Origin of the sequence: Corynebacterium spheniscorum (assembly GCF_900113445.1) — a bacterium.
GTDB classification, from domain to species: Bacteria; Actinomycetota; Actinomycetes; order Mycobacteriales; family Mycobacteriaceae; genus Corynebacterium; species Corynebacterium spheniscorum.
Genome location: NZ_FOPJ01000009.1, coordinates 13,000 through 36,070 on the forward strand (window position 1 = coordinate 13,000; position 23,071 = coordinate 36,070).

Here is a 23,071-nt window from a genome sequence, read left to right on the forward strand (position 1 = left end):
AGTTTCTCATATGCGCGCGCATGCATGGGACACATACCCCCGCCGGAGGCGTACCCCCGCCGGAGGCGTACCCCCGACACCGCACACACCCTAACCCACGCGCCCTCGCACACCCCAGCACCCCAACTACACCCGCGGTGGCGTAAAATCACCCGGCAGATCACTCTCCACAATTTGAAAGGACAGGGGCCACCACAGTGCTGCGCACCCATCTTGCGGGGGAACTCCGCAAAGAAACAGCTGGACAGACCGTCACCCTCACCGGTTGGGTCTCCCGCCGCCGCGACCATGGCGGCGTCATTTTCATTGATCTGCGCGATCGCTCCGGCATCGCCCAGGTCGTTTTCCGTGATGCCAATGTCGCCGAAGCCGCGCACGCTCTGCGCAGCGAATATTGCATCAAGGTCACCGGTGTCGTGGAAAACCGCCCCGAGGGTTCCGAGAACCCCAACCTCGCCTCCGGCGATATTGAGGTCAACGTCAAGGAACTCGAGGTCCTCAACGCTGCCGCCGCCCTGCCTTTCCAAATCGAAGACGCCTCCTCCTCCGGCGAGGTCGGCGAAGAAACCCGCCTGCGCTACCGCTACCTGGACCTTCGCCGCCCCGCCCAAGCAGAGGCCTTAAAGCTGCGCTCGCAGGCCAATGCCGCGGCCCGCAAGGTGCTCGAAGCCCACGACTTCGTGGAAATCGAAACCCCCACCTTGACCCGCTCCACTCCCGAAGGTGCCCGCGACTTCCTGGTGCCCGCGCGTTTAAAGCCCGGGAGCTTCTATGCGCTCCCGCAATCTCCGCAGCTTTTCAAGCAGCTGCTCATGGTTGCCGGCATGGAACGCTACTACCAGATCGCTCGCTGCTACCGCGATGAAGATTTCCGTGCTGATCGCCAACCGGAATTCACCCAGCTCGATATTGAGATGTCTTTTATCGACCAAGAAGACATCATCGCACTTGGCGAAGAGATCGTCGCCGAGCTATGGAAGCTCATCGGCTATGAGATTCCGCTGCCGATCCCGCGCATGACCTATGCCGAAGCCATGAAGCGTTATGGCTCCGATAAGCCGGACCTGCGTTTTGATATTGAGATCACCGAGTGCACCGAGTTCTTCGCCAACACCACCTTCCGCGTGTTCCAAAATGAATACGTCGGCGCCGTGGTGATGGAAGGTGGTGCCTCCCAGCCGCGCCGCCAGCTTGATGCTTGGCAGGACTGGGCCCGCCAGCGCGGCGCCAAAGGCCTGGCCTACATCCTGGTCGGCGAAGACGGCGAACTCGCCGGCCCCGTGGCTAAGAACATCACCGAAGAAGAACGCGCCGGCATTGCCGCCCACGTTGGCGCCAAACCCGGTGACTGCATCTTCTTCGCCGCCGGTGACACCAAGTCCTCCCGCGCGCTGTTGGGTGCCGCCCGCGGCGAAATCGCCCGCAAGCTGGACCTCATCAAGGACGGCGACTGGGCCTTTGTGTGGATCGTGGATGCTCCCATGTTCGAGCCTTCCGCTGATGCCACCGCCAGCGGCGATGTCGCTCTTGGTCACTCCGCATGGACCGCGGTGCACCACGCCTTTACCTCCCCGAAGCCGGAATGCCTCGACACCTTCGACGAGAACCCCGGCGAGGCCCTGTCCTACGCCTATGACATTGTCTGCAATGGCAATGAGATCGGCGGCGGTTCCATCCGTATCCACCAGCGCGATGTCCAGGAGCGCGTCTTCAAGGTCATGGGCATCACGGAGGAAGAAGCCCGCGAGAAATTCGGCTTCCTGCTCGACGCTTTCGCTTTCGGCGCCCCGCCCCACGGCGGCATCGCCTTCGGCTGGGATCGCGTGGTCTCGCTGCTCGGCGGCCACGAATCCATCCGCGACGTCATCGCCTTCCCCAAGTCCGGTGGCGGCGTGGACCCGCTGACCGACGCGCCTGCCCCCATTACGCCGCAGCAGCGTAAGGAAGCCGGCATCGACGCCAAGCCCGCCAAGTAAAAGAAAAACGCGCGAAGGGGTGCTCGCGCGTTTTCTTTTTGCTTTATTCGAGATCGGGGGGCCACGGTCTGCAGGTCAGGGCACCCGAGGTGCCCTCCCGCAGCTATGCCGCACCTATTTAGTCTTTTTCGTAGACCGGGGTATCACCAAAACCATCATGGTCATCATCGCGCAGGTTCAACTTCCCACGGAAGGAATCATGCGCAGTCGGTTCGGCGATCTTCGGGGCCCGCGAACCAGTATTAAACACCAGGTTCAACACAATGGCCGAAACCGAACCCACGCAAATACCGGAAGCCAAAATGGTTTGAGCCGAAGCCGGAAGTGCGGAGAATAGATCCGGCGCCACCGCCGGCAGCAAACCCAAAGCCAAGGGCACAGCCACCACGATGATATTGGACTCCGTGAACTTCACGGTGCTCAAGGTACGCACACCACTAGCTGCCACCATGCCAAAAAGTGCAATACCCGCACCACCTAGCACTGGTGCTGGAATTGCCGCCACCAGGGCAGCGGTTTTAGGGATCAACCCTAAGACCATGAGCATGCCGCCAGCAGCGGCAGTGACCCAGCGCGAGCGCACACCGGTAATGGAGAGCACACCAATATTTTGAGCAAAGGCCGTGTATTGGAAGGTATTAAAAATACCGCCTAATACCGTGGCCGCACCATCAGCGCGCAAGGTATCGGCAATACGGCGATCATCCACCTTCGATTCGGTGATCTCACCAATGGCCAACACATCACCGGTGGCTTCCACCATGGTCACCAACGACACAATGCACATGGCCAACACTGCTGCCGGAATGAACTCCGGAAGCCCAAAGTAGAAGGGCGTGGTTAACCCAATCAGCGGGGAATCCTTGGTGGTGGACCAATCCACCATGTCCAAGGGAATGCAGATAGCCAAACCGGTGAGCATGCCAAGCAACACCGCAATGCGGGAGAGCGCTGCCGGGCCCCAGCGTTCAATCACCAAAATCAAGATGAGCACCGCAGCGCCCACCGCTAGGTTTTGGGGGCGACCATATTCCTCGGTGCCGCGCACAGCAGCACCGCCACCAACCCAGTCAGCGGCAACCGGCATCAAGGTGGTGCCAATAATCAACAACACCGTGCCCGTCACCAAGGGCGGGAAGAGTCGCAGCAGGGAAGCGAACAGCGGGGCGAAAATAATCATGAAGATGCCAGAGGCAATCACCGAACCATAAATGGCGGGCACCCCATAGGTGCTGCCGATGGTCACCATCGGGATGGCTGCAGAGAAAGTACAGCCTTGAATCAGCGGCAGGCGCACACCAAAGCGCCAAATACCGACTGATTGCACAATGGTGGCGATGCCGGCAACAAAAAGATCCGCAGCAATCAGGTGCGGAATATCACTGGGGTTCATGCGGCCGGCGTCGACAAGCGCCCAACCCACAAACAGTGGGACGGCAACTGCGCCGGCGTAGGCGGCCAAGACATGTTGGAACCCCAGAATCAAAAGGCGTGCGATTCCGGGGTATTCATCAACGGGATGGACTGATTCTTCCATCGTGGGCGTGGGGGCGGGAGGCGCTGCATTTGAGCTAGTCACAGGTGGGGATTCTATAGCTAAGTACAGTCAGATAGTTAACCAATGGGGGTGAGTTACGGGCACCCGAATAAAAATGATGGCAATTCCTTTAACGTCAACACCCCTAGTGAACCCCGTCACATTCATGGAGTGTGCTCCTGACCTTTGTCCAGAAAACAACTATTGTCGCGAGAGGCAACCCCCGTACAACCACTCTTCAACCGCCACAAGTTAGGACCCCGCGCACCGTGTTCAGCACCCCAGAGATCCTGAGCATCGCCGAGACGCTGCTATCCGAGCGCTTCGGCGGTGCCCAAAAACTCCTGGAACACCAGGAATTATCTGGATCCGGGCATGCCAAAGTAATCCGCGCGAAAGTCGCTAGCTCCCCACTGCTCCAGCACCGCTCCGTCATCTTGAAGTACATCCCCGAATCTGATGACTTCCTCGATGACGCCTCACTGATCCGCGAGGTAGTGGCCTACCAATTCACCAACTCCCTCGCCGAAGATATCCGCCCTGGGCCAGTGCTTTTAGCCCACGATATTAAACGCCGCATCTTGGTGATCACCGACTCTGGTGATGGCGATACCTTCGACTCGCTGCTGGCCACCAAGGAAGTGGAACTGCGCGCACATATCCTGCGCAACCTCGGCCGAGCACTAGGCAAGATGCATGCCGGGACCGCGGGGCGGGAAAAGGACTTCCATATTCTTTTAACCCGGATGCTGCGAGCGCATCCGGATACCTCGGAACTGCAGGAACTGCGCGATCACTCGCTGGTGGAATCCATCCGCATTGGCGCGGAATTGCTGCACCACGTGGGGCTGAAGGTACCGGCTACTGTGACAGAGCTTTCCGAACAAGCCCAGCACCGCCTGGATTCTGGCCAGCACCGCGCCTTTACTCCCTTTGATCTTTCCCCCGATAACATCATCGTCGCTGAACGCACACACTTCCTCGACTATGAGTGGGCCGGATTTAGAGACGCCACCTTCGATGTGGCCTGCGTTGTCGCTGGCTTCCCGCAATATGTGGGCTCGCTACCCATTAGTGATGATGAAGCCGACCTCTTCATCGAAGCCTGGATGCAAGAAGTCCGCAGCCTTTGGCCGAATGTGACCAATGAAGAGCGCCTGCATAACCGCATCGTGGCCGCACTGATTGGGTGGGCCATGGCTGGGGTATCGCTGATGTGCTTTGGTTCCTTAAGCAATGCCGTGGCCTTAGAACATGAAGAAGACCACGTCATCCACCTATTGCGCGCCCCCAGTGAAGGACCCTTCAGTGCAGAAGAAGAGATCATGCGCCGCGACCTCTATGAAACCTTCGAAGCGCTGAGCCGTTTTGCTGCCCGCGGTACCGATAACCGCATGCCGGAGGTCGCCTACTTCGCCCGAAGTGTCGCCGATCGTTTAGCTGAAGAACCACGGTAGATAAGGTGGGGGATTATGTCGCAAGACGCCTTATTCCCCACAGCTTCACAGTCGAGTAGCACCAACGCCGAAGAATTCTTCCACGCCGGCCCGGGCGCGCCTCTGGCTGCGCGGATGCGCCCACGCAACCTCGATGAGGTGCTTGGCCAAGAACATCTCCTTGGCGAAGGTCGCCCACTACGCCGCCTGATTGAAGGCTTAGGTGATGCCTCGGTGATCCTCTATGGGCCACCAGGTACTGGCAAAACCACCATCGCATCACTAATTAGTGCCGCCACCGGCCGACACTTCGTGGGCTTATCTGCCCTGAATTCCGGGGTGAAAGAAGTCCGCGCGGTCATCGACCAGGCCCGCCGCGACCTGATCCACGGCAAACGCACGGTGCTTTTTATTGATGAGGTGCATCGCTTTTCCAAAACCCAACAGGATGCGCTGCTGGCCGCGGTAGAAAACCGCACGGTGTTATTAGTCGCAGCGACTACCGAGAATCCCTCCTTTAGTGTCGTCGCACCTTTGCTTTCACGATCCCTCCTCATGAATCTAGAAAGCCTTGGCGAAGCTGATATCCGCAAGCTTTTAACGCGCGCACTCAGCGATCCACGGGGTCTCGATAAGCGCATTAAAGCTGCACCCGAAGCCATTGAGCAGCTTGTCCTGCTCGCCGGCGGCGATGCGCGCCGTGCCTTGACCTATTTAGAGGCCGCCGCGGAGGCAGTACCGGATGGGGAGGAACTGACCCCGGAGATAATTGAAGCGAATGTCAACCGCGCGGTGGTGCGCTATGACCGTGATGGCGACCAGCACTATGACATCACCAGTGCCTTCATTAAATCTGTGCGCGGCTCCGATGCGGATGCCGCACTGCATTATTTAGCGCGCATGGTAGAAGCCGGGGAAGACCCACGCTTTATTGCCCGGAGGTTAGTGATCCTGGCCAGTGAGGATATTGGGCTAGCAGACCCCAGTGCGCTGCAAGTAGCCGTGGCAGCTGCAGAAGCCGTCAACATGATTGGCATGCCAGAAGGGCGTTTGCCTTTGGCCCAAGCAACCATTCATTTAGCGACCGCCCCGAAATCTAATGCGGTGATTGTGGGCATTGATGCAGCACTTGCGGATATTCGTAAAGGCAATGCTGGGGTAGTACCCCCGCACCTACGTGATGGGCACTACGCCGGGGCGAAGAAGCTGGGTAATGCGGTGGGATATAAGTACCCGCATGATGATGAACGTGGGGTACTGCGCCAGGATTATGCCCCGGAAGGGCTGCGGGATCGGCATTATTATCAGCCAACCGAGCATGGTGCGGAGAAGCGAGTGGCAGCCTTGTGGCGCACCTTGAGGCAGATTGTGCGCGGACGCTAGGGCAAGGGGTAAGGTGGATCGACGTTAAATGAGGCCAATTAGTGAGTCCCACTAGAGGGAGGACCCCACACCGTGCAAACCCATGAGATTAGGGAGCGCTTTACCCAGCACTTCGTCAACGCTGGTCATACCGAGGTGCCCAGCGCCTCACTGATCCTCGACGACCCCACCCTGCTTTTCGTGAACGCCGGCATGGTCCCCTTCAAGCCTTATTTCCTGGGCCAACAAAACCCACCTTTCCCCAATGGCACCGCCACCAGTATCCAAAAGTGCGTACGCACCTTAGATATTGAAGAAGTAGGCATTACCACCCGGCACAACACCTTCTTCCAGATGGCCGGCAATTTCTCCTTCGGCCAATACTTCAAAGAAGGCGCCATTACGCATGCCTGGACGCTGCTGACCGGGAAGGTAGAAGAAGGCGGCTATGGGCTGGACCCGGAGCGCCTGTGGGTGACGGTGTACCTCGACGATGATGAGGCCGCCGATATTTGGCATGAAAAGATCGGGATCCCGAAGGAACGCATCCAGCGTCTGGGGATGGCGGATAACTACTGGTCCATGGGTATTCCAGGGCCCTGTGGGCCGTGCTCGGAGATCTACTATGATCGCGGTCCCGAGTATGGCCGAGAAGGCGGCCCCATTGCGGATGATAACCGCTATATGGAGATCTGGAACCTAGTGTTCATGCAAAATGAACGGGGCGAAGGAACCGGCAAAGACTCCTTTGAGATCCTCGGCCCGCTGCCGAAGAAGAATATTGATACCGGCATGGGTGTAGAGCGCGTGGCTTGCATCCTGCAGGGCGTAGACAATGTTTATGAAACTGATCTTCTTCGCCCCGTGATTAATGTTGCTGAGGAGCTCACCGGCACCACGTATGGTTCCGAGCACCAAGTCGATATCCGCTTCCGCGTGATCGCTGACCACTCGCGCACCGGCATGATGCTGATCCTCGATGGTGTGACCCCCGGTAATGAAGGCCGCGGCTATATTCTGCGCCGCCTACTGCGCCGCATTATCCGCTCGGCACGCCTGTTGGGCGCACAGGGTAAAACCATGGAAGCCTTCATGAACTCCATCATGGACACCATGACTCCCTCCTTCCCGGAGATCGCCGCGAACCGCGAACGCATTGTTCGCGTGGCAGTAGCGGAAGAACGCGCCTTCTTAAAGACCCTGGAATCTGGCACGCACCTTTTTGAAAACGCTGCTGCCGAAGCCCAGGATGCTGGCCGCAAGACCCTTTCTGGCTCCCAGGCCTTCACCTTGCACGACACCTATGGTTTCCCCATTGACCTGACCTTAGAAATGGCCGCTGAGGCTGGCCTGGAGGTGGATACCGAAGGCTTTGAAAAGCTGATGGGGGAGCAGCGCGCCCGCGCTAAGGCTGACTCCAAGGCCAAGAAGCACGGTCACACCGACCTTTCGGTATACCGCGACTTCGTGGATAACCACCCCACGGAGTTCACTGGCTTTGATGAACTAGAAACCACCTCCTCCATCATCGGCTTGGTGAAAGATGGCGAGAGCATCAACCAAGCCCACGAAGGCGAAGAGGTGGAAGTGATCCTCGAAGCCACCCCCATGTACGCCGAAGCTGGTGGCCAGCTAGGTGACCGCGGTGTGATTCGCGCCGGCGAAACCCTGTTGCAGGTCAATGACGTGCAAAAGATCGGCAAGAAACTGTGGGTCCACAAAGCCACCGTCACCAATGGTGGGGTAGATGTGGGATCCACCGTCACCGCTGAGGTTGACCACAAGTGGCGCCACGGTGCCCGCCAGGCACACTCCGCCACGCACCTGATCCACGCTGCCTTGCGTGAGGTGCTTGGGCCCACCGCAGTGCAGGCGGGTTCGATGAACCGCCCCGGGTACCTGCGCTTCGACTTCAACTACACCGATCAGCTGACCCCCGAACAGCTGGCGGATATTGAACGCATCACCAACCAAGCCGTGGACATCGACTGGGATGTCAACACCATCGAAACCACCTTGGATGAAGCCAAAGCCATGGGCGCGATGGCGCTCTTTGGTGAAAACTATGGTGAACGCGTACGCGTGGTGGAAATCGGTGGGCCTTTCTCCATGGAACTCTGCGGTGGCACACATGTGAAGCACTCCTCCCAGATTGGGCCGGTGGCTGTCCTTGGTGAAGCCTCCGTTGGTTCCGGTGTGCGCCGCATTGAGGCTTACTCCGGTATGGATTCTTTCCAATACCTCTCTAAGGAAGCCGCCTTAGCTTCCGGGTTGGCCGCCAGCATGAAGACCCCCACCGAGCAACTCCCGGACCGCATTGCTGCACTCACTGAGAAGCTCAAGGCTGCGGAAAAGCAGATCGCGCAATTGCACCAACAGCAACTAGCCGCCCAAACCGCTGGGCTGGTGAACCAAGCTGTGGATATTAATGGTGTGAAGGTGCTGTGCAGCCGCCTACCTGAGGGCACCAAGGGTGGGGACCTGCGCAAGGTCGCAACTGATCTGCGCGGCCGCTTCGGCCAAGACCCGGCTGTGCTGGTGCTGGCCACCGAAGATGGCGCGAAGGTTCCCTTCATTGTGGCCGCCACCAAGGCTGCGGTGGATAAGGGTGTAAAGGCTGGGGATCTGATTAATGTGCTCGGCGAATATATCGGCGGCCGCGGTGGCGGTAAGCCGGATATGGCGCAGGGCTCTGGTTCTCAGGCCGAAGGTTTGGATGCGGGCTTTAATGCCGTGAAGGATGCCCTCCAACAGCTCGTCGGCTAAGAGCGCAGCTACTCAATCGGGGCATACGACACGCCGATTTAGAGGCAGGTGGCGAGGCTGCTTGTGACCGAGCCGTTATCTTAGAGGCGGTGTACGTTGCAGTGCCCGCCACCACGGTATGTGCTGCGCCGCGTGACCACGCAAGCTGTTCGGCCATCTTATGAACCTTTAAGGAAACTGAGCCCGCATTATGAAAATTACTCCCGATACCCCTGGGGTGGATGATCCCGGGGCAGGCCGACGCCTAGGGATTGATGTAGGCACAGTGCGCATTGGGGTGGCAGTCAGCGACCGTGATGCCCGCATGGCCATGCCTTTAGAAACCGTGGCGCGCAGCACTAAACGCCGTGGACCTGATGGCCAGGACATTAAAAGAATCTTGGACATCATTGAGGAATACCAGGTTGTTGAAGTAGTTGTTGGCTTGCCCCGCAACCTTAAAGGTACGGGTTCGCGCTCCATCGCCCACGCTAAAGATATTGCTTTCCGGGTCCGCCGGCGGAGCAAACTCCCTGTGCGCATGGCTGATGAACGCTTAAGCACCGTAGTTGCCCAGCAGGCGCTCCATGCCTCTGGTGTTTCGGAAAAGGCCGGACGTAAGGTCATTGACCAAGCCGCCGCCGTTGAAATCCTGCAGAGCTGGCTCGATGGCCGCAGTAATGCCCTTGTTGCTGAAACATCGAACTCCTTGGAGTCCGATAATAATTCTGCGCCAGCGGATGAAGAATAGGTGAGGATTCCCCCCATGAGCAAGAACCCAACCCGCGCTTCCACTCGGATGCGCATGGAGCCAAAATATGTGCGACGCCGCCAACGCGGCCTCGCGGTGCTCATCGCCTCCTTAGTGCTCATCATCGGTTCCATCGTCTACATCGGCGTGCAGGTATCCACCGGTGGGGGCGGCTCGAACCGCGCCAACGCCAAGGACTTCGAAGGCAATGGCAATGGGGTAGTGCAGCTAGTAGAAATCCCCGAAGGCTCCTCGGTTTCTGCACTGGGCCCAGAGCTTGAGGAACGCGGCATTGTGAAAACCAATGCGGCTTTCCAGGCTGCTGCCGGTGCCAACCCGGATGCCTCGAATGTGACCCCAGGGTTCTACCGTCTCCAAGAGCAAATGAACTCCGTGGCGGCAGTCAAAGCCCTGCTTGATCCAGCCAACAAGGTAGAGATGCTGGATATCCCCGGTGGTGCCACGCTGACCGATGTGAAGGTGGTGGGCGGTAAAACCCGCCTGGGGATCTACTCCGATATTGCTCGCGTGAGCTGCTCGGCTGGTAGTGATAACTGTCTGAAAGTCGAAGATCTTAGCCATGTTGCTGCCACCGTGGACCCTGCGGTTTTGGGGGTACCGGATTGGGCTGTCAATGAGGTTAATGCCCGCGGTGAAGACCCCCGCCGCCTAGAAGGCCTGATTGTGCCTGGCCAATATGTGGTGAACCCCGGACTTGATGCCGAAGGTGTACTCAAGGACCTGATTACCCGCTCGGCGAAGGTGTACCAGGATTCCGGGATTGTTGATCGCGCCAATGCACTGGGCCTAAGCCCCTATGAACTTCTGGTGGCAGCATCCTTGGTGGAACGCGAAGCACCCGCAGGGGATTTCGACAAGGTGGCACGGGTGATCCTCAACCGCCTCAATGAGCCGCAGCGCCTGGAGTTCGACTCCACGGTGAACTATGACCTGGCAGAACAAGAAGTGGCCACTACTGATGAAGACCGCCAGCGAGTAACCCCCTGGAATACCTACGCCATGGATGGGTTGCCCTCCACTCCGATCGCAGCGCCTTCAGAAGAAGCGATCCGCGCGATGGAAAAGCCCGCGGAAGGTGATTGGCTGTACTTTGTGACCATCGATAAGGAAGGCCGCACCGTCTTTAACCGTGACTTCGAAGCGCACCTGCGCGATACGAAGATCGCTGAGGAAAACGGGGTGCTGGATTCCCAGCGCTAAATAGCGCGCAGGACTGCCTCAGGCTCATGTTCGCCATCTGTTTAAGATGGTCGGCATGAGCCTTTTTGAGGACCAGGAGATTAACAACCGTGCCGCGGTACTAGGCGACCCGGTGGAACATTCGCTTAGCCCCATCCTGCATAAGGCAGGTTATATTGCCTTAGGCATGCGGGATTGGGACTATGAGCGCATTCAATGTACGGCTGAGGACTTGCCGCGCATTGTGGGGGAAGCAGATGAAAGCTACCGCGGATTCTCCGTGACGATGCCCGCGAAATTCGCGGCATTAGAGTTCGCCGATGAGGTAAGTGAACGCGCGCAACTGATTGGCTCAGCAAATACTTTGGTACGCACCGACAGCGGGTGGCGGGCAGATAATACCGATTGCGAGGGCTTGGCCATCGCCTTAGATGAGCTCTCCGAGACCATGTATTCCGCGGTGCTCATTGGTGCCGGAGGAACAGCCCGCCCAGCACTGTGGGCACTGGCGCAACGTGGGGTAAAGGAAGTGACCCTGCTGAATCGCAGTGACCGCCGCGATGAGCTCCAAGAGCTAGTTGAGCACCTGGGCTTAAGTTTGGAGTACCGCCCACTAAGTGATGCTGCGCAGTGCACCACGAAGGTGGATGTGATTGTTTCTACGGTGCCCAGTGCCGCGTTGGCGGGCAAGGAAACGGAACTGGCGCATGCTGAGGTTTTGGATGTGATCTATGATCCGTGGCCCACCCCGCTGACGGTATCGGCAGCAGCAAATGGGTACCGCACGGTAGGTGGGCATGTGATGCTGGCTGGGCAGTCTTATTCACAATTCGAGCAATTTACTGGGAAGGTTGCCCCCAGGCGGCAGATGCGGGAAGCCTTGGAAGCCCATGTTTTAGGCTAAAAAGGTGTGGCATGCCCGCATCTTTTCCAAGCGCGGGTATGGCGCAGGGGATCTGCGGGAGGCGGGTCTCGGGGACAGCAAAATTTTTTATCGGGGGGAGAGGCACAATGTGGGGGATTTACCTGCTGTGGGCAGGGGCACTGGGGGTATGCGATGTGCGTAGCCGACGTTTGCCGGATGTGTTGACGATTCCGTCGGCTCTGATGGTGTGTGCCGCGGCGTTTGTGTGGCAGCCGGTGGCGTTGTGGGGTGCAGTGATGTGGGTGGGGGTGCAGCTTTTTAGTGTGTGGCTGGTGGCGGGCGTGGGTGTGCGCTACCCCCTAGGCGGAGGGGATATAAAACTAAGCTTAAGTTTGGGGGTGTTGTGTTGGTGGGCCGCGGGATTGATGGGAGTATTGGCCGCGATGGGGGCATCCTCGCTGCTCAGCACCATGATTATGCTGATGCTTCGCAAACCAAATCTGCCGCATGGCCCGGCGATGCTGCTGGCAAGTACCGCGGTGATGGTGTTTGGGGGCTGGTGATGGCGAGCATTGTGGGTGCGATGTGGGATACTTCCCTACATGCTGCGTTGGACGACTGCTGGCGAATCCCATGGCCAGGCCCTCATTGCCCTCATTGAGCACCTTCCTGCCGGGTTGCATGTCACCCGAGAAGATATTGGTCACCAACTGGCCCGCCGACGCCTCGGCTATGGCCGTGGGGCCCGGATGAAATTTGAAGCCGATGAACTCACCATGCTCACCGGCATGCGCCACGGTGTGACCCTGGGAAGCCCGGTGGCGGTGCAGATCGGCAATAGTGAATGGCCGAAGTGGACCACCATCATGTCCGCCGATCCGGTGGATATGGATGATGAAGAGGTTGCCAAGGCCATGAGCTCTGGGCGTGGGGCGCAACTGACCCGCCCGCGTCCGGGACATGCTGATTTTGCGGGCATGCTCAAATACGACATGCCGGAAGCCCGCCCGATCTTGGAGCGCGCTTCGGCGCGGGAAACCGCGGCGCGGGTGGCGTGCGGGACCTTTGCGCGAGCACTGTTGCGGGAAACCCTTGGGGTGGAAGTGTTTTCGCATGTGGTCTCTATTGGGCGTTCCGAACCCTATGAGGGCCCGGAACCATCCTTTGCGGACCTGGAGGCCATTGATGCTTCGCCGGTGCGCGCTGCCGGTAAAGACGCCGAAGAGTCCATGATCGCGGAGATCGAAGCGGCGAAGAAATCCGGCGATACCCTCGGCGGCATTGTAGAAGTAATTGTGCAGGGCCTACCGATTGGGTTGGGTTCGCATATTTCTGGGGATGACCGTCTGGATGCCCAACTAGCTGCTGCTTTAATGTCGATTCAGGCGATTAAGGGCGTGGAGATCGGTGATGGCTTTGAAGAAGCCCGCCGCCGCGGTACCGAAGCCCATGATGAGATGGTGCGCGATGACAATGGGCAGATTAAGCGCCTGAGTAACCGTGCCGGTGGTATTGAAGGTGGCATGACTAATGGGGAAACCCTACGGGTACGTGCCGCGATGAAGCCCATTTCGACTGTGCCGCGGGCTTTAAAAACCGTGGATATGAAGGATGGTTCGCCGGCGACGGGGATCCACCAGCGTTCGGATGTGTGTGCTGTGCCTGCCGCGGGTGTGGTGGCTGAAGCTATGGTGGCTTTGGTGTTGGCACGCGCGGTGATGGCGAAGTTCGGTGGTGACTCCCTGGATGAAACCAAGCGCAATATTGCTGGCTATCTCAAGCAGCTAGAAGAACGCCTGAGCTTTATGGGAGGGGAGGAATAAAAGATGAAAAGGTTCCACCGTCCGGAACCCCTGCATCCTTCCTCGGCCTTGTTGGAACAAGAAGACCTTGAGGAAATGGGCGCCACAACGGCGCATGACCGTGGTGAGAACACCCGCAATGATGATGGGCCCTGCACCGTGGTGCTGGTTGGTCCACCTGGGGCCGGGAAAACCACCATTGCGCGCCGCCTTTCCCGCGCGCTGAATATGCCGATGGTGGATACTGACCACCTGATTGAAGAGGAATTCGGCAAACCCTGCGGTGAAGTGTTTAGCGAACTTGGGGAACCGAAGTTCCGCGAAGTGGAAGCCCGCGTGATCGCTGAAGCCTTGCCTCAATGTGGGGTAATTAGCTTAGGCGGCGGTGCTGTGCTGACGGAATCCACCCGTGAGCTGCTAGAAAGCTATGAGGTGGTGTGGGTGGATGTTTCGGTAGAAGAAGGCGTGCGTCGAACCTGCCGTGATAACAGCCGCCCGGTTCTTCAAGCTGAAGATCCCGCGGAGCACTACCGCAACCTCATGGAAGTGCGCGCACCGCTGTATTCCGAGGTGGCCTGCTTTAGGGTGCGCACGGATAAGAAAACCCCCCAACAGTGTGTGGGCGATATCCTCAGTTATGTGGAAGCAGCCTTCGACTAAAGCCTAAATTATTGGGCGCCATCTGAAAGGAAACCCCAAAGCCGTGAGTGAAGTCCCCCAACCTGACCTTTGTGCCACCGGCCCCGCCATCGAGGACTTCGCCTCCGGGGCGGTGGACCGCTATGTAGAACGCGTCGAAGGGCCCAACCCCTATGACGTGACCATCGCCCATGGGCTTAATGCCGATATTGCTGCCTGTGTGGCGAACACCGATGCGCAGCGCGTGCTGATCATCCACCAACCGGTACTCGCGGAAACCGCGAACACCCTGGCACAGTCCCTTGAGGATATTGACGCCAACTGCGTGGAAATCCCGGATGCTGAGGACGGTAAAACCCTCGAAGTGTGCGGGATGCTGTGGGATAAATGCGCTGAGATTGGCATGACCCGCCGCGATATTGTGATCGGCTTAGGTGGCGGTGCGGTAACCGACCTCGCCGGCTTTGTGGCCGCCAGCTGGATGCGTGGTGTGCGAGTAATCCAGGTGCCCACCACCTTGCTGGCGATGGTGGATGCCGCCGTGGGTGGCAAAACCGGCATTAATACCGCCGCTGGTAAGAACCTCGTCGGTGCCTTCCATGAACCGCATGCGGTATTCATTGACCTCGACCGCCTGGCAACCCTGCCGAAGGCGGAGATTATTGCTGGTAGCGCGGAGATCATTAAAACCGGGTTTATTGCTGACCCCGCGATTTTGGATCGCTACGAAGAAGACCCCGAAGCCTGCCTGCAACCAACCGGCTTCTTAAGCTTCCTGCCGGAACTCATTGCCCGCTCGGTGGCAGTGAAATCCCGCGTGGTGGGCCAGGACCTTAAAGAATCTGGGCTGCGCGAGATCCTCAACTATGGCCACACCTTCGGCCATGCGATTGAGCAGGTAGAGAATTTCCGTTGGCGCCATGGCCGCGCAGTGGCGGTGGGCATGATGTTCATCGCGGAGCTTTCCCGCGTAGAAGGCTTGGTGGATGAGGAGTTTGTGGAACGCCACCGCCGCATTTTGGAATCCATTGGGCTTCCGACTAGCTATCAGCCGGATCGCTTCGATGAGCTTTATGCCGCGATGACCCGCGATAAGAAGAATCGTGCCGGCATGCTGCGCTTCGTGGCTCTAGAAGGAGTAGGGGAGACCCTGCGCATTGAGGGCCCGGATAAGGCGACCTTGTTGCAGGTGTATAACCGCATCTCCAAGGAGGCCTAATACACATGGCTCAAAAAATCTTGGTGCTTAATGGCCCGAACCTGAACCGCCTCGGCAAACGCCAACCAGAGGTCTATGGTTCCACCACCTTGGCTGATGTGGAAAAGATGATCCACCAGCGCGCCGAAGAACTTGGCATTGAGGTGGAATGTCGCCAATCCAATGCTGAACATGAGCTCATTGATGCCGCCCATGAGGCAGCCGATCAAGGGTGGGGGATCATCATTAACCCCGGTGGCTTCACCCATACCTCGGTGGCGCTGCGTGATGCCTTGGTGGAAGTAACCGATGGTTGGGGCTTTATTGAGGTGCATATTTCTAATGTGCATGCCCGTGAGCCGTTTAGGCACCATAGCTATCTTTCCCCCATTGCTCGCGGCGTGATTGCTGGGCTTGGGGTGCACGGCTACGTTTTGGCTTTGGAGCACTTCGCGAAGGTTTTTGAGCACGCCTAAGTGGGGTTCCGGGCGCCTTCTTCGCTAATGGAGTACTACAGTAAAGAGCAGCTCTTTTTAGTACTCCATTTTGCGGAGAAAGGTAGTTTCTCGCATGGCCCTAGCCGATACTCGTTTTTTGACCCGCCGACGTGCACTTGCTGCTGCGCTAGCAGGGCAACGCATTGATTCAATGCTGGTCACCCACCTCACCCACGTTCGTTATCTTTCTGGCTTCTCTGGCTCTAATGCCGCCTTATTGCTCAATAAGGACTTAAGCGCGGAGATCTGCACCGATGGGCGCTATACCACCCAGATCGCTGAAGAAGTGCCAGATATTGAGGCACTGATTGATCGCCCCAGCGGGGAAGCTTTGCTGCGCCGGATTAAGGGGCCGCGCCGGATTGGCTTTGAGGCTGATTTTGTGTCGGTGTCGCAGCTGGAAAAATTCCGCAAGGTTTGCGATGAGGATGTGGAGCTGGTTCCGGTTAGCGGAGAGATTGAAGCTATTCGCATCAAGAAGGACCCCATTGAGTTGAGGAAACTCCGGGAGGTTGCTGAACTAGCTTCCCAGGCTTTCCAGGACATGTTGGATGCCGGGGAGCTGGCGGTGGGCCGCAGCGAAATTGTGGTGGCCGCGGACCTGGAATACCGGATGCGGAAGCTCGGCGCGGAACGCCCCAGCTTCGATACCATCGTGGCCTCCGGACCGAACTCAGCGAAACCGCACCATGGGGCATCTGATCGCATTATTGAAGCAGGGGATTTGGTCACCATTGATTTTGGTGCGCACCTCGCCGGCTTTAATTCCGATATGACCCGCACCCTGGTGATGGATCACACCACTGATTTCACCAAGGAGATTTACGAGGTGGTGTTGCGCGCGCAGCTAGCCGGCGTTGAGGCTGCCACCCCGGGAACCAACCTGGTTGATGTGGATGCTGCCTGCCGCGACATTATTGAATCCGCTGGTTATGGCAAGTATTTTGTGCACTCCACCGGCCATGGTGTGGGCTTGGATGTACATGAGGCACCTGCTGCCGCGCAGCGCTCCACCGGGGTGCTGGAAGAGAATATGACGCTAACCATTGAGCCCGGTATTTATGTGCCCGGCAAGGGTGGGGTGCGCATTGAAGATACGCTGATTATCCGCAGCGGCGCACCGGAGATCATCACCAAGGGCAGCAAGGACCTCACAGTGTTGTAAGCTGTAGGCCGCTCGAAATTCACCCCTTTTTCTACTTTGCGCGCGGCTTGTGGGCCATGCGCATACGCCAAGAGGGATTTTCACAACTGACGCTTCAAGGAGTAACCACCAGTGGCAACCACTGCTGATTTTAAAAACGGCCTGGTCTTAAAGATCGACAATAAGCTGCAGCAAATTGTCGAATTCCAGCACGTCAAGCCGGGCAAGGGCCCCGCTTTCGTGCGCACCAAGCTCAAGGATGTCGTCACCGGCAAGGTCACCGATAAGACCTTCAACGCCGGCGTGAAGGTGGAAACCGCCACCGTCGACCGCCGCGATATGACCTACCTGTACAACGACGGTTCTTCCTATGTGGTCATGGACGATAAGAACTATGAGCAATTGGAACTCGCCCCGCACCTGATGGGTGAAGGCGCTAAGTTCCTGCTGGAAAATAGCCGCGTTCAGGTGTCCTTCCACGAAGGCGAACCGCTGTTTGCTGAACTGCCGGTCTCGGTGGACCTCAAGGTTGAGCACACCGACCCGGGCCTGCAGGGTGACCGCTCTACCGGTGGTACCAAGCCCGCCACCTTGGAAACCGGCGCTGAAATCCAGGTGCCGCTGTTCATTGAAACCGGCAATGTGGTCAAGGTAGATACCCGCGATGGTTCCTACCTCTCCCGCGTGTCCAACTAATCACCGTGAGCGATAAGAACACCCCCAATTGGCGTCGCCACGGTAAACGCTACAAGGCACGTCGCCGCGCCGTGGATATCCTCTTTGAAGCGGAAGCCCGCGATGTGGACCCAGTAGCGATCGTTGAAGATCGCGTGGAACTTTCCCGCAACCCGGACTATCAGATCGCCCCGGTAGCCGACTACACCCGCACCCTGGTTGCCGGGGTAGCCGAGGAACTCGACTACGTCGACGACCTGATTGTCCGCTACCTCTCCGATGATTGGGAACTGGATCGCCTACCGGCAGTAGACCGCGCCATTTTGCGTATGTCTACCTGGGAGATCCTTTTTAATGATGATGTTCCTAGCGTCACTGCAGTAGTGGAAGGCGTGGAGCTGGCTTCGGAGTATTCGCACGATAAGGCCGCACCCTATGTGCATGCCGTATTAGATGCGATGGCTCAGAATAAAGACGAGCTTAAAGCCGCCTATGCTGCTGGCACCGATGAAGGCGATGCGGAACCGGAGGAAGCTTCGGAAACTCCGGCGGCCGAGACCGCTGAGGTTCCGGTACCGCCAGCTGCACCGGAGCATGCTGAGGTAGCGGAACCAACCGAGCTACCAGAGGCAGAGGAAGCGCCCACGCTGGAAGCTAGCGAACCCGCGCCTGAAGAGGACGATGCTTCGGCAAACCCCGGCCCGGAAGAACCCGAAGCCTAAACCTAGCGAGCGCGAAGCCCCCGATCTCGAATAAAGCAATGCCCCACGGACCATATGCAGTCCCTGGGGCATTATTTTTTGTGCGCGGGTTAATTCTCGGGGGACTCCTGGGCGGAGTTTTCCTCACCGCGACGTTCCTTGAGGATCTGGTCGGCGGCCTGAACGATGCTGGGGTGCGCGCTCATGACCTTATCGACGGCGTCCTTGAGGGAAACTTTGAGCTGCTCATCGGTGGCGCCGGAGAAGATCTGGACCTCAGCTTCGGTGCGGACAATGAGGTTGTCCTCGGTATCGACCACAAGCGCCTTGGTGCCCACGGCGGAGCAATTTTGGAACATGGCGGCCAGGTGCAAGGTGGGATCGGACTGCTTGGAGGGCACCCCGGTGGGGGCATCGGCGCGGACGATGAGTACCGAATCCAGCAGCGCCCAGAGAACCTGCAGGTCATTGAGGATGGCGCGGGCGAAGCGATCATCATCGGGGTCGCGCCACAATTCCACATCGTATTCGCGCATGACCTCGGCGATGCGATCCATGGTGACCGCGGGCAGCGGGGTAGGCGACGTCATTAGTTCTCCTTCTGGGCTTCGTGGGCGGCTTCGGCGGCGGAAAGCTTTTCTTCCGCATCGGCCTGGAGCTTCTCGAGCTCCTCACCCCAGGTGACATAATCCGGGAGCAATTCAGTGGCGAATTGCCAGGCCAAACCCAAAGATTGGATGCTGGTGAGCAGGAAGCCAATGAGCTGCTGATCATTAAGCCCAGCCTCGACGCTAATAATGCGGGAGGCCATGAGCACCAGGGAATCTTCCTGGGCGAGCTCTTGGAAGCGCATCACCGGGGTGATTTGCTTGAGGTTCCACTCATTGCACATGGCCAGAAGCTTGGGCGCATCCTTTTTATCCGGTTGGCCACGCCAGCGGGCGTCGAAAACCAGGTAGGGACCATCGACGACCATGAAAATTTCGGTGTCGATAAAACCGGTGCGCAGCACGGTGGGCTTATCTTTGACCGGTTGGTCGAGGAAGTAATTCAGGCCCTGGCCTTTAAGGAGTTCCGCTACCCGCTCAATGGTGACGGGTGTGGGGGTGGGGTTGGGTGCGGTATCCGGGGTATCTGTATCCACGGTGTCCTTTCACGTTTGTGGTGCATTAGCGCTACGGCGCTTGGCGCTACGGCGGAATGCAGGTTTCTTTAGAGCGTACTAGCCACCTAGGGTAGCGACCTCGCCCGGGGACCATAGGGACTCATTACCTAACTCATGGGCCAGGCAGCTACCGATAATGGGGTAGCGGAAGGTGTGGCCGGCTTCTTGCAACACCGTGGGTAGAACGCGCTGATCAGCTAGCGCTAATTCCTGGGCGCCTTCTTTACCCAAGAGCAGCTTCGGCCCAATGGTGGGGATGGGGAACCAGGTGGGGCGGTGCAAGAGGCGCCCGAGATCCGCCGTCATATCCGCATTGGTGACCGGGTTCGGGGCAGCGGCGTTGACGGGGCCTTCAATGCGCGGGTCAAGCAGCGCACGAATGTAGATATCGCCGAGATCATCGTGGCTAATCCAGCTCATCCACGGGTTCTGGCCGGCGAAAGCACCACCAAGACCAGTGGAGAAGAGTGCTTTGAGCACCGGCAGCATGCCACCGGCACCGGACATGACCACACCGGTGCGCACGTTAACAACGCGTTTGCCGGCATCGCGGGCGGGTTGGCAAGCATCTTCCCAGTCTTGGCAGAGCTGGGCGAGGAAACCTTCCCCGGGTTCGGAGGTTTCGCTGAGTTTTTCTTCCCCACGGGAGGAGCCATAAAAGCCCACGGCGGAAGCGCAGATCATGGTGTCGCAGCCGGGGGTGTGTGCCACCAGGGTGGCTAATTCTTTGGTGGGGCCGACGCGGGAATCCCGCAGGGCTTGTTTATGGGAATCATTAAAACGCCCGAAGATGGGTTCCCCGGCGAGGTGGATGAGGGCATCACAGCCTTCCAACAGATTGGCGGCTGGGTGTTCGGGATCCCAGGTGCGCTGATCTTCTTCCGGGTTGGAGCGCACCAGCGCTATGACCTTATGGCCGAGGGTTTCTAGCTGGGCTTTAAGGGCGCGGCCCACCAAACCATGGGAACCACTTAGCGCAATGCAGAGCGGTTCATCGGGGTTCTCGGAAGTTTCTTTGCGCAGCGCGGCGAAGCGATGAAGGGCGGAAAGATCCTGGATGAGCTGGTGCTGCCGGTAGGCGAAAGCTGAGGTTAACGCCATCTTCGGTAGGCGGGTATGCACCGTATCTTTAATGAGGCACCCATCGGGGTGGTCGAAGAACTCATGGGTGTGGCGCCAATTGGCGAGAGATTTAAGCGGGGCATTAACGCAGACATCGGTGAATTGATAGCCGCGCACATAGCCAGAGAGGTCATGTCGGGCAATCCACTTAAGACCTGCTGGGAGGCCCAACACGGTGGTGCCATTGGCGAGGTGGGTGGCCTGTTTGATGGGGGTCATGGGCCAAAAAGGTGGGGTGAGGCGGGTGAGGGCACCTGGGCGGGTGTGCCAGGTCCAGGCGGTGCGGCGATCCACCGGAACTACGTGGGAGGCTTTGAAACTCATAGGCGGTGTGATTCTCCGAGAAGATTAAGAGGGCGGGTGGTGTGGGGCGAGGTTAGTACTATTAAGGCTTTGTTTTGCCCCATTATCCTTGTTTTGCTTGAGTTTCGCTGCCAGATAGTGCGAGGTTTATTGTCCGCGCACTCGCGCTGCGGGGAAGCTGCGTTGTCTACATACCTAATTTGGGGTTGCCAGGCTCCCATGCACGCGCACAAGCCGATCTCGATAGGCTATGATTTCACAGCAACACAGCTGCACGCGCGCGTGTCCTGAAGGAGGCGTACGGGAGTGGCGTGAAGAGTATTCATTATCAGACATCCTTTAAGGGACCGCACAGAGAGGCGGGGAAGGAGGTCACGATGAGCGAAAAGAACACTGCCGATCAGGTCAGTGCTGCGCAGGTAGAACTGTTGAGCAGCGATGATGTGGGTCGCATTGTTGCGCGCATCGCGCACCAAATTATTGAAAAGACAGCGTTGGATGCCAAGGATGCACCGACTGTCCTACTATTAGGCATTCCTTCGGGGGGTGTGCCGCTGGCTTCGCGTTTAGCCACCAAGATTGAAGAGTTTACGGGGGTGGCTGTTCCCCATGGCGCCTTAGATATCACGCTTTATCGAGATGATCTGCGCAAGGGCCCGCACCGAGCATTAAGGCCCACGCATATTCCGGACTGCGGTATCGACGGCGCCATTGTTGTGTTGGTGGATGATGTGCTCTTCTCGGGCCGCACCATCCGCGCAGCCTTGGATGCCTTGCGCGATGAAGGGCGACCAGAGCAGATCCAATTAGCGGTTTTGGTGGATCGTGGCCATCGACAATTGCCTATTCGGGCGGATTATGTGGGTAAGAATTTGCCGACTTCGCGCACCGAAATTGTGGATGTATTACTCAGCGAAATTGACGGCCGCGATGGGGTGGTGTTGACCCGAACCCCGGGCGACGATGCCGCCGAGCGCGTCCAGGATGGGGAATAAAATGAAACACCTTTTGGACATCGCTGAGCTTAGCCGCGATGAAATCCTCGGGATTATGGATGAGGCGGATCGCTTCCGCGAAACCCTGCTGGGTAGGGAAGTAAAGAAACTTCCGACGCTGCGCGGTCGCACCATCTTCACGCTTTTTTATGAGAACTCCACCCGCACGCGCTCTTCTTTTGAGACCGCCGGTAAGTGGATGAGCGCGGACGTGATTAATCTTTCCGCCTCGAGCTCCTCGGTGAAGAAGGGGGAGTCTTTAAAGGACACCGGTTTAACGCTGTCCTCGATTGGGGCGGATGCGATTATTATTCGGCATCCTTCCTCTGGTGCGGCGAAACGCCTAGCTGATTGGGTATGCCCGGATGGGGTGCAGGGCCCGAGTGTGATTAATGCTGGCGATGGGGCGCACCAACATCCCACTCAAGCGCTGCTGGATGCGGTGACGATGCGCCAACGCTTAGGTGGCATTGAGGGCCGCAAAGTGTTGATTGTGGGCGATTGCCTGCACTCACGCGTGGTGCGATCCAATGTGGATTTGCTGCGCAAGCTCGGTGCTGAAGTGGTGCTGGTGGCACCGCCCACGCTGTTGCCTCAGGGCGTAGAGAATTGGGAAGGCGTGCGGCATACCTGCGACTTCGATGCCGAAATTGCGGATGCTGATGTGGTGATGATGCTGCGGGTGCAACAAGAACGCATGCATGGTGGGTTCTTCCCCTCGCACCGCGAATACGCCACTTTGTATGGGTTGAGCAAGGATCGCGCGGCGAAGATGAAGGACTCCGCGATCATTATGCACCCCGGGCCGATGCTGCGCGGCATGGAAATTAATGATGCCGTTGCTGACTATGACTCCACCGCTATTTTGCAGCAGGTAAACAATGGTGTGCATGTGCGCATGGCCGTGCTTTTCACCTTGATCGCTGCTGATTCTGCACTTAAGGAAGGGCGCTAGATT

General features: G+C 58.2%; 20 protein-coding genes and 1 pseudogene. 17 read left to right on the forward strand and 4 right to left on the reverse strand.

Features of this window, described 5'->3' with window-relative positions; translation table 11 throughout:
* Positions 1-197: 197 nt before the first annotated feature.
* A complete protein-coding gene (gene aspS / locus BMZ01_RS07475; protein ID WP_092286059.1) occupies positions 198-1,976 on the forward strand; it encodes an aspartate--tRNA ligase in 1,779 nt (592 codons plus the stop codon).
* A gap of 118 nt (positions 1,977-2,094) precedes the next feature.
* Here aspS and BMZ01_RS07480 read toward each other — a convergent pair whose 3' ends face one another.
* Positions 2,095-3,555 carry a nucleobase:cation symporter-2 family protein gene (locus BMZ01_RS07480; RefSeq protein WP_223845810.1) on the reverse strand — a complete coding sequence of 487 codons (1,461 nt, stop codon included), beginning with the start codon at positions 3,553-3,555 and terminating at the stop codon, positions 2,095-2,097.
* Between the two features lie 227 nt (positions 3,556-3,782).
* On the opposite strand from BMZ01_RS07480, the gene BMZ01_RS07485 reads away from it, so the two are divergent.
* The 14 genes and pseudogenes from BMZ01_RS07485 to nusB form a co-directional block, all read left to right on the forward strand.
* Positions 3,783-4,970 (forward strand): phosphotransferase, encoded by a 1,188-nt coding sequence (locus BMZ01_RS07485; protein WP_092286063.1) that lies wholly within the window; start codon positions 3,783-3,785, stop codon positions 4,968-4,970.
* Between the two features lie 15 nt (positions 4,971-4,985).
* Positions 4,986-6,332, forward strand: coding sequence for a replication-associated recombination protein A (locus tag BMZ01_RS07490; protein ID WP_092286065.1), 1,347 nt, complete (start codon positions 4,986-4,988; stop codon positions 6,330-6,332).
* A gap of 72 nt (positions 6,333-6,404) precedes the next feature.
* The gene (gene alaS / locus BMZ01_RS07495; RefSeq protein WP_092286067.1) at positions 6,405-9,077 is read left to right on the forward strand and encodes an alanine--tRNA ligase; all 2,673 of its coding nucleotides are present in this window, start codon (positions 6,405-6,407) and stop codon (positions 9,075-9,077) included.
* 190 nt (positions 9,078-9,267) lie between these two features.
* Positions 9,268-9,807 (forward strand): Holliday junction resolvase RuvX, encoded by a 540-nt coding sequence (gene ruvX / locus BMZ01_RS07500; RefSeq protein ID WP_092286069.1) that lies wholly within the window; start codon positions 9,268-9,270, stop codon positions 9,805-9,807.
* A 48-nt stretch (positions 9,808-9,855) separates the two neighbouring features.
* On the forward strand, positions 9,856-11,028 hold the full coding sequence (gene mltG / locus BMZ01_RS07505; protein WP_177180117.1) for an endolytic transglycosylase MltG: 1,173 nt from the start codon (positions 9,856-9,858) through the stop codon (positions 11,026-11,028).
* A 55-nt stretch (positions 11,029-11,083) separates the two neighbouring features.
* A complete protein-coding gene (locus tag BMZ01_RS07510) occupies positions 11,084-11,911 on the forward strand; it encodes a shikimate dehydrogenase (RefSeq protein ID WP_092286071.1) in 828 nt (275 codons plus the stop codon).
* Between the two features lie 107 nt (positions 11,912-12,018).
* A complete protein-coding gene (locus BMZ01_RS07515; protein ID WP_177180115.1) occupies positions 12,019-12,435 on the forward strand; it encodes a prepilin peptidase in 417 nt (138 codons plus the stop codon).
* 39 nt (positions 12,436-12,474) lie between these two features.
* Complete coding sequence (gene aroC, locus BMZ01_RS07520; RefSeq protein WP_092286075.1) at positions 12,475-13,695, forward strand: chorismate synthase; 1,221 nt, start codon at positions 12,475-12,477, stop codon at positions 13,693-13,695.
* A gap of 3 nt (positions 13,696-13,698) precedes the next feature.
* Positions 13,699-14,334, forward strand: a complete 636-nt coding sequence (locus BMZ01_RS07525; RefSeq protein WP_223845809.1) for a shikimate kinase — start codon at positions 13,699-13,701, stop codon at positions 14,332-14,334.
* A 112-nt stretch (positions 14,335-14,446) separates the two neighbouring features.
* Entirely contained in the window at positions 14,447-15,532 is a 1,086-nt protein-coding gene (aroB, locus tag BMZ01_RS07530) for a 3-dehydroquinate synthase (RefSeq protein WP_092286189.1), read from the forward strand.
* Between the two features lie 5 nt (positions 15,533-15,537).
* Positions 15,538-15,987 carry a type II 3-dehydroquinate dehydratase gene (gene aroQ, locus BMZ01_RS07535; protein ID WP_092286077.1) on the forward strand — a complete coding sequence of 150 codons (450 nt, stop codon included), beginning with the start codon at positions 15,538-15,540 and terminating at the stop codon, positions 15,985-15,987.
* Between the two features lie 94 nt (positions 15,988-16,081).
* Positions 16,082-17,173, forward strand: a complete 1,092-nt coding sequence (locus BMZ01_RS07540) for an aminopeptidase P family protein (protein WP_092286079.1) — start codon at positions 16,082-16,084, stop codon at positions 17,171-17,173.
* Between the two features lie 111 nt (positions 17,174-17,284).
* Complete coding sequence (efp, locus tag BMZ01_RS07545) at positions 17,285-17,848, forward strand: elongation factor P (protein ID WP_092286081.1); 564 nt, start codon at positions 17,285-17,287, stop codon at positions 17,846-17,848.
* Positions 17,849-17,853: 5 nt separating this feature from the next.
* Positions 17,854-18,372 (forward strand): annotated as a pseudogene (gene nusB, locus BMZ01_RS07550) (transcription antitermination factor NusB); the annotation flags it as partial.
* Between the two features lie 266 nt (positions 18,373-18,638).
* On the opposite strand, the gene BMZ01_RS07555 reads toward nusB, so the two are convergent.
* The 3 genes from BMZ01_RS07555 to BMZ01_RS07565 form a co-directional block, all read right to left on the reverse strand.
* On the reverse strand, positions 18,639-19,118 hold the full coding sequence (locus BMZ01_RS07555; RefSeq protein ID WP_092286085.1) for a hypothetical protein: 480 nt from the start codon (positions 19,116-19,118) through the stop codon (positions 18,639-18,641).
* Positions 19,118-19,672 carry a YbjN domain-containing protein gene (locus BMZ01_RS07560; protein WP_092286087.1) on the reverse strand — a complete coding sequence of 185 codons (555 nt, stop codon included), beginning with the start codon at positions 19,670-19,672 and terminating at the stop codon, positions 19,118-19,120. The genes BMZ01_RS07555 and BMZ01_RS07560 overlap by 1 nt, the downstream gene beginning before the upstream one ends.
* 78 nt (positions 19,673-19,750) lie before the next feature.
* Complete coding sequence (locus BMZ01_RS07565) at positions 19,751-21,139, reverse strand: TIGR01777 family oxidoreductase (RefSeq protein WP_092286089.1); 1,389 nt, start codon at positions 21,137-21,139, stop codon at positions 19,751-19,753.
* A 356-nt stretch (positions 21,140-21,495) separates the two neighbouring features.
* Between BMZ01_RS07565 and pyrR the strand changes: the two genes are divergently transcribed.
* Together pyrR and BMZ01_RS07575 are read left to right on the forward strand one after the other, a co-directional pair.
* Positions 21,496-22,113 (forward strand): bifunctional pyr operon transcriptional regulator/uracil phosphoribosyltransferase PyrR, encoded by a 618-nt coding sequence (pyrR, locus tag BMZ01_RS07570; protein ID WP_092286091.1) that lies wholly within the window; start codon positions 21,496-21,498, stop codon positions 22,111-22,113.
* A 1-nt stretch (position 22,114) separates the two neighbouring features.
* Positions 22,115-23,068: an aspartate carbamoyltransferase catalytic subunit gene (locus BMZ01_RS07575; RefSeq protein WP_092286093.1), complete on the forward strand. Its 954-nt coding sequence runs from the start codon at positions 22,115-22,117 to the stop codon at positions 23,066-23,068.
* Positions 23,069-23,071: the final 3 nt, after the last annotated feature.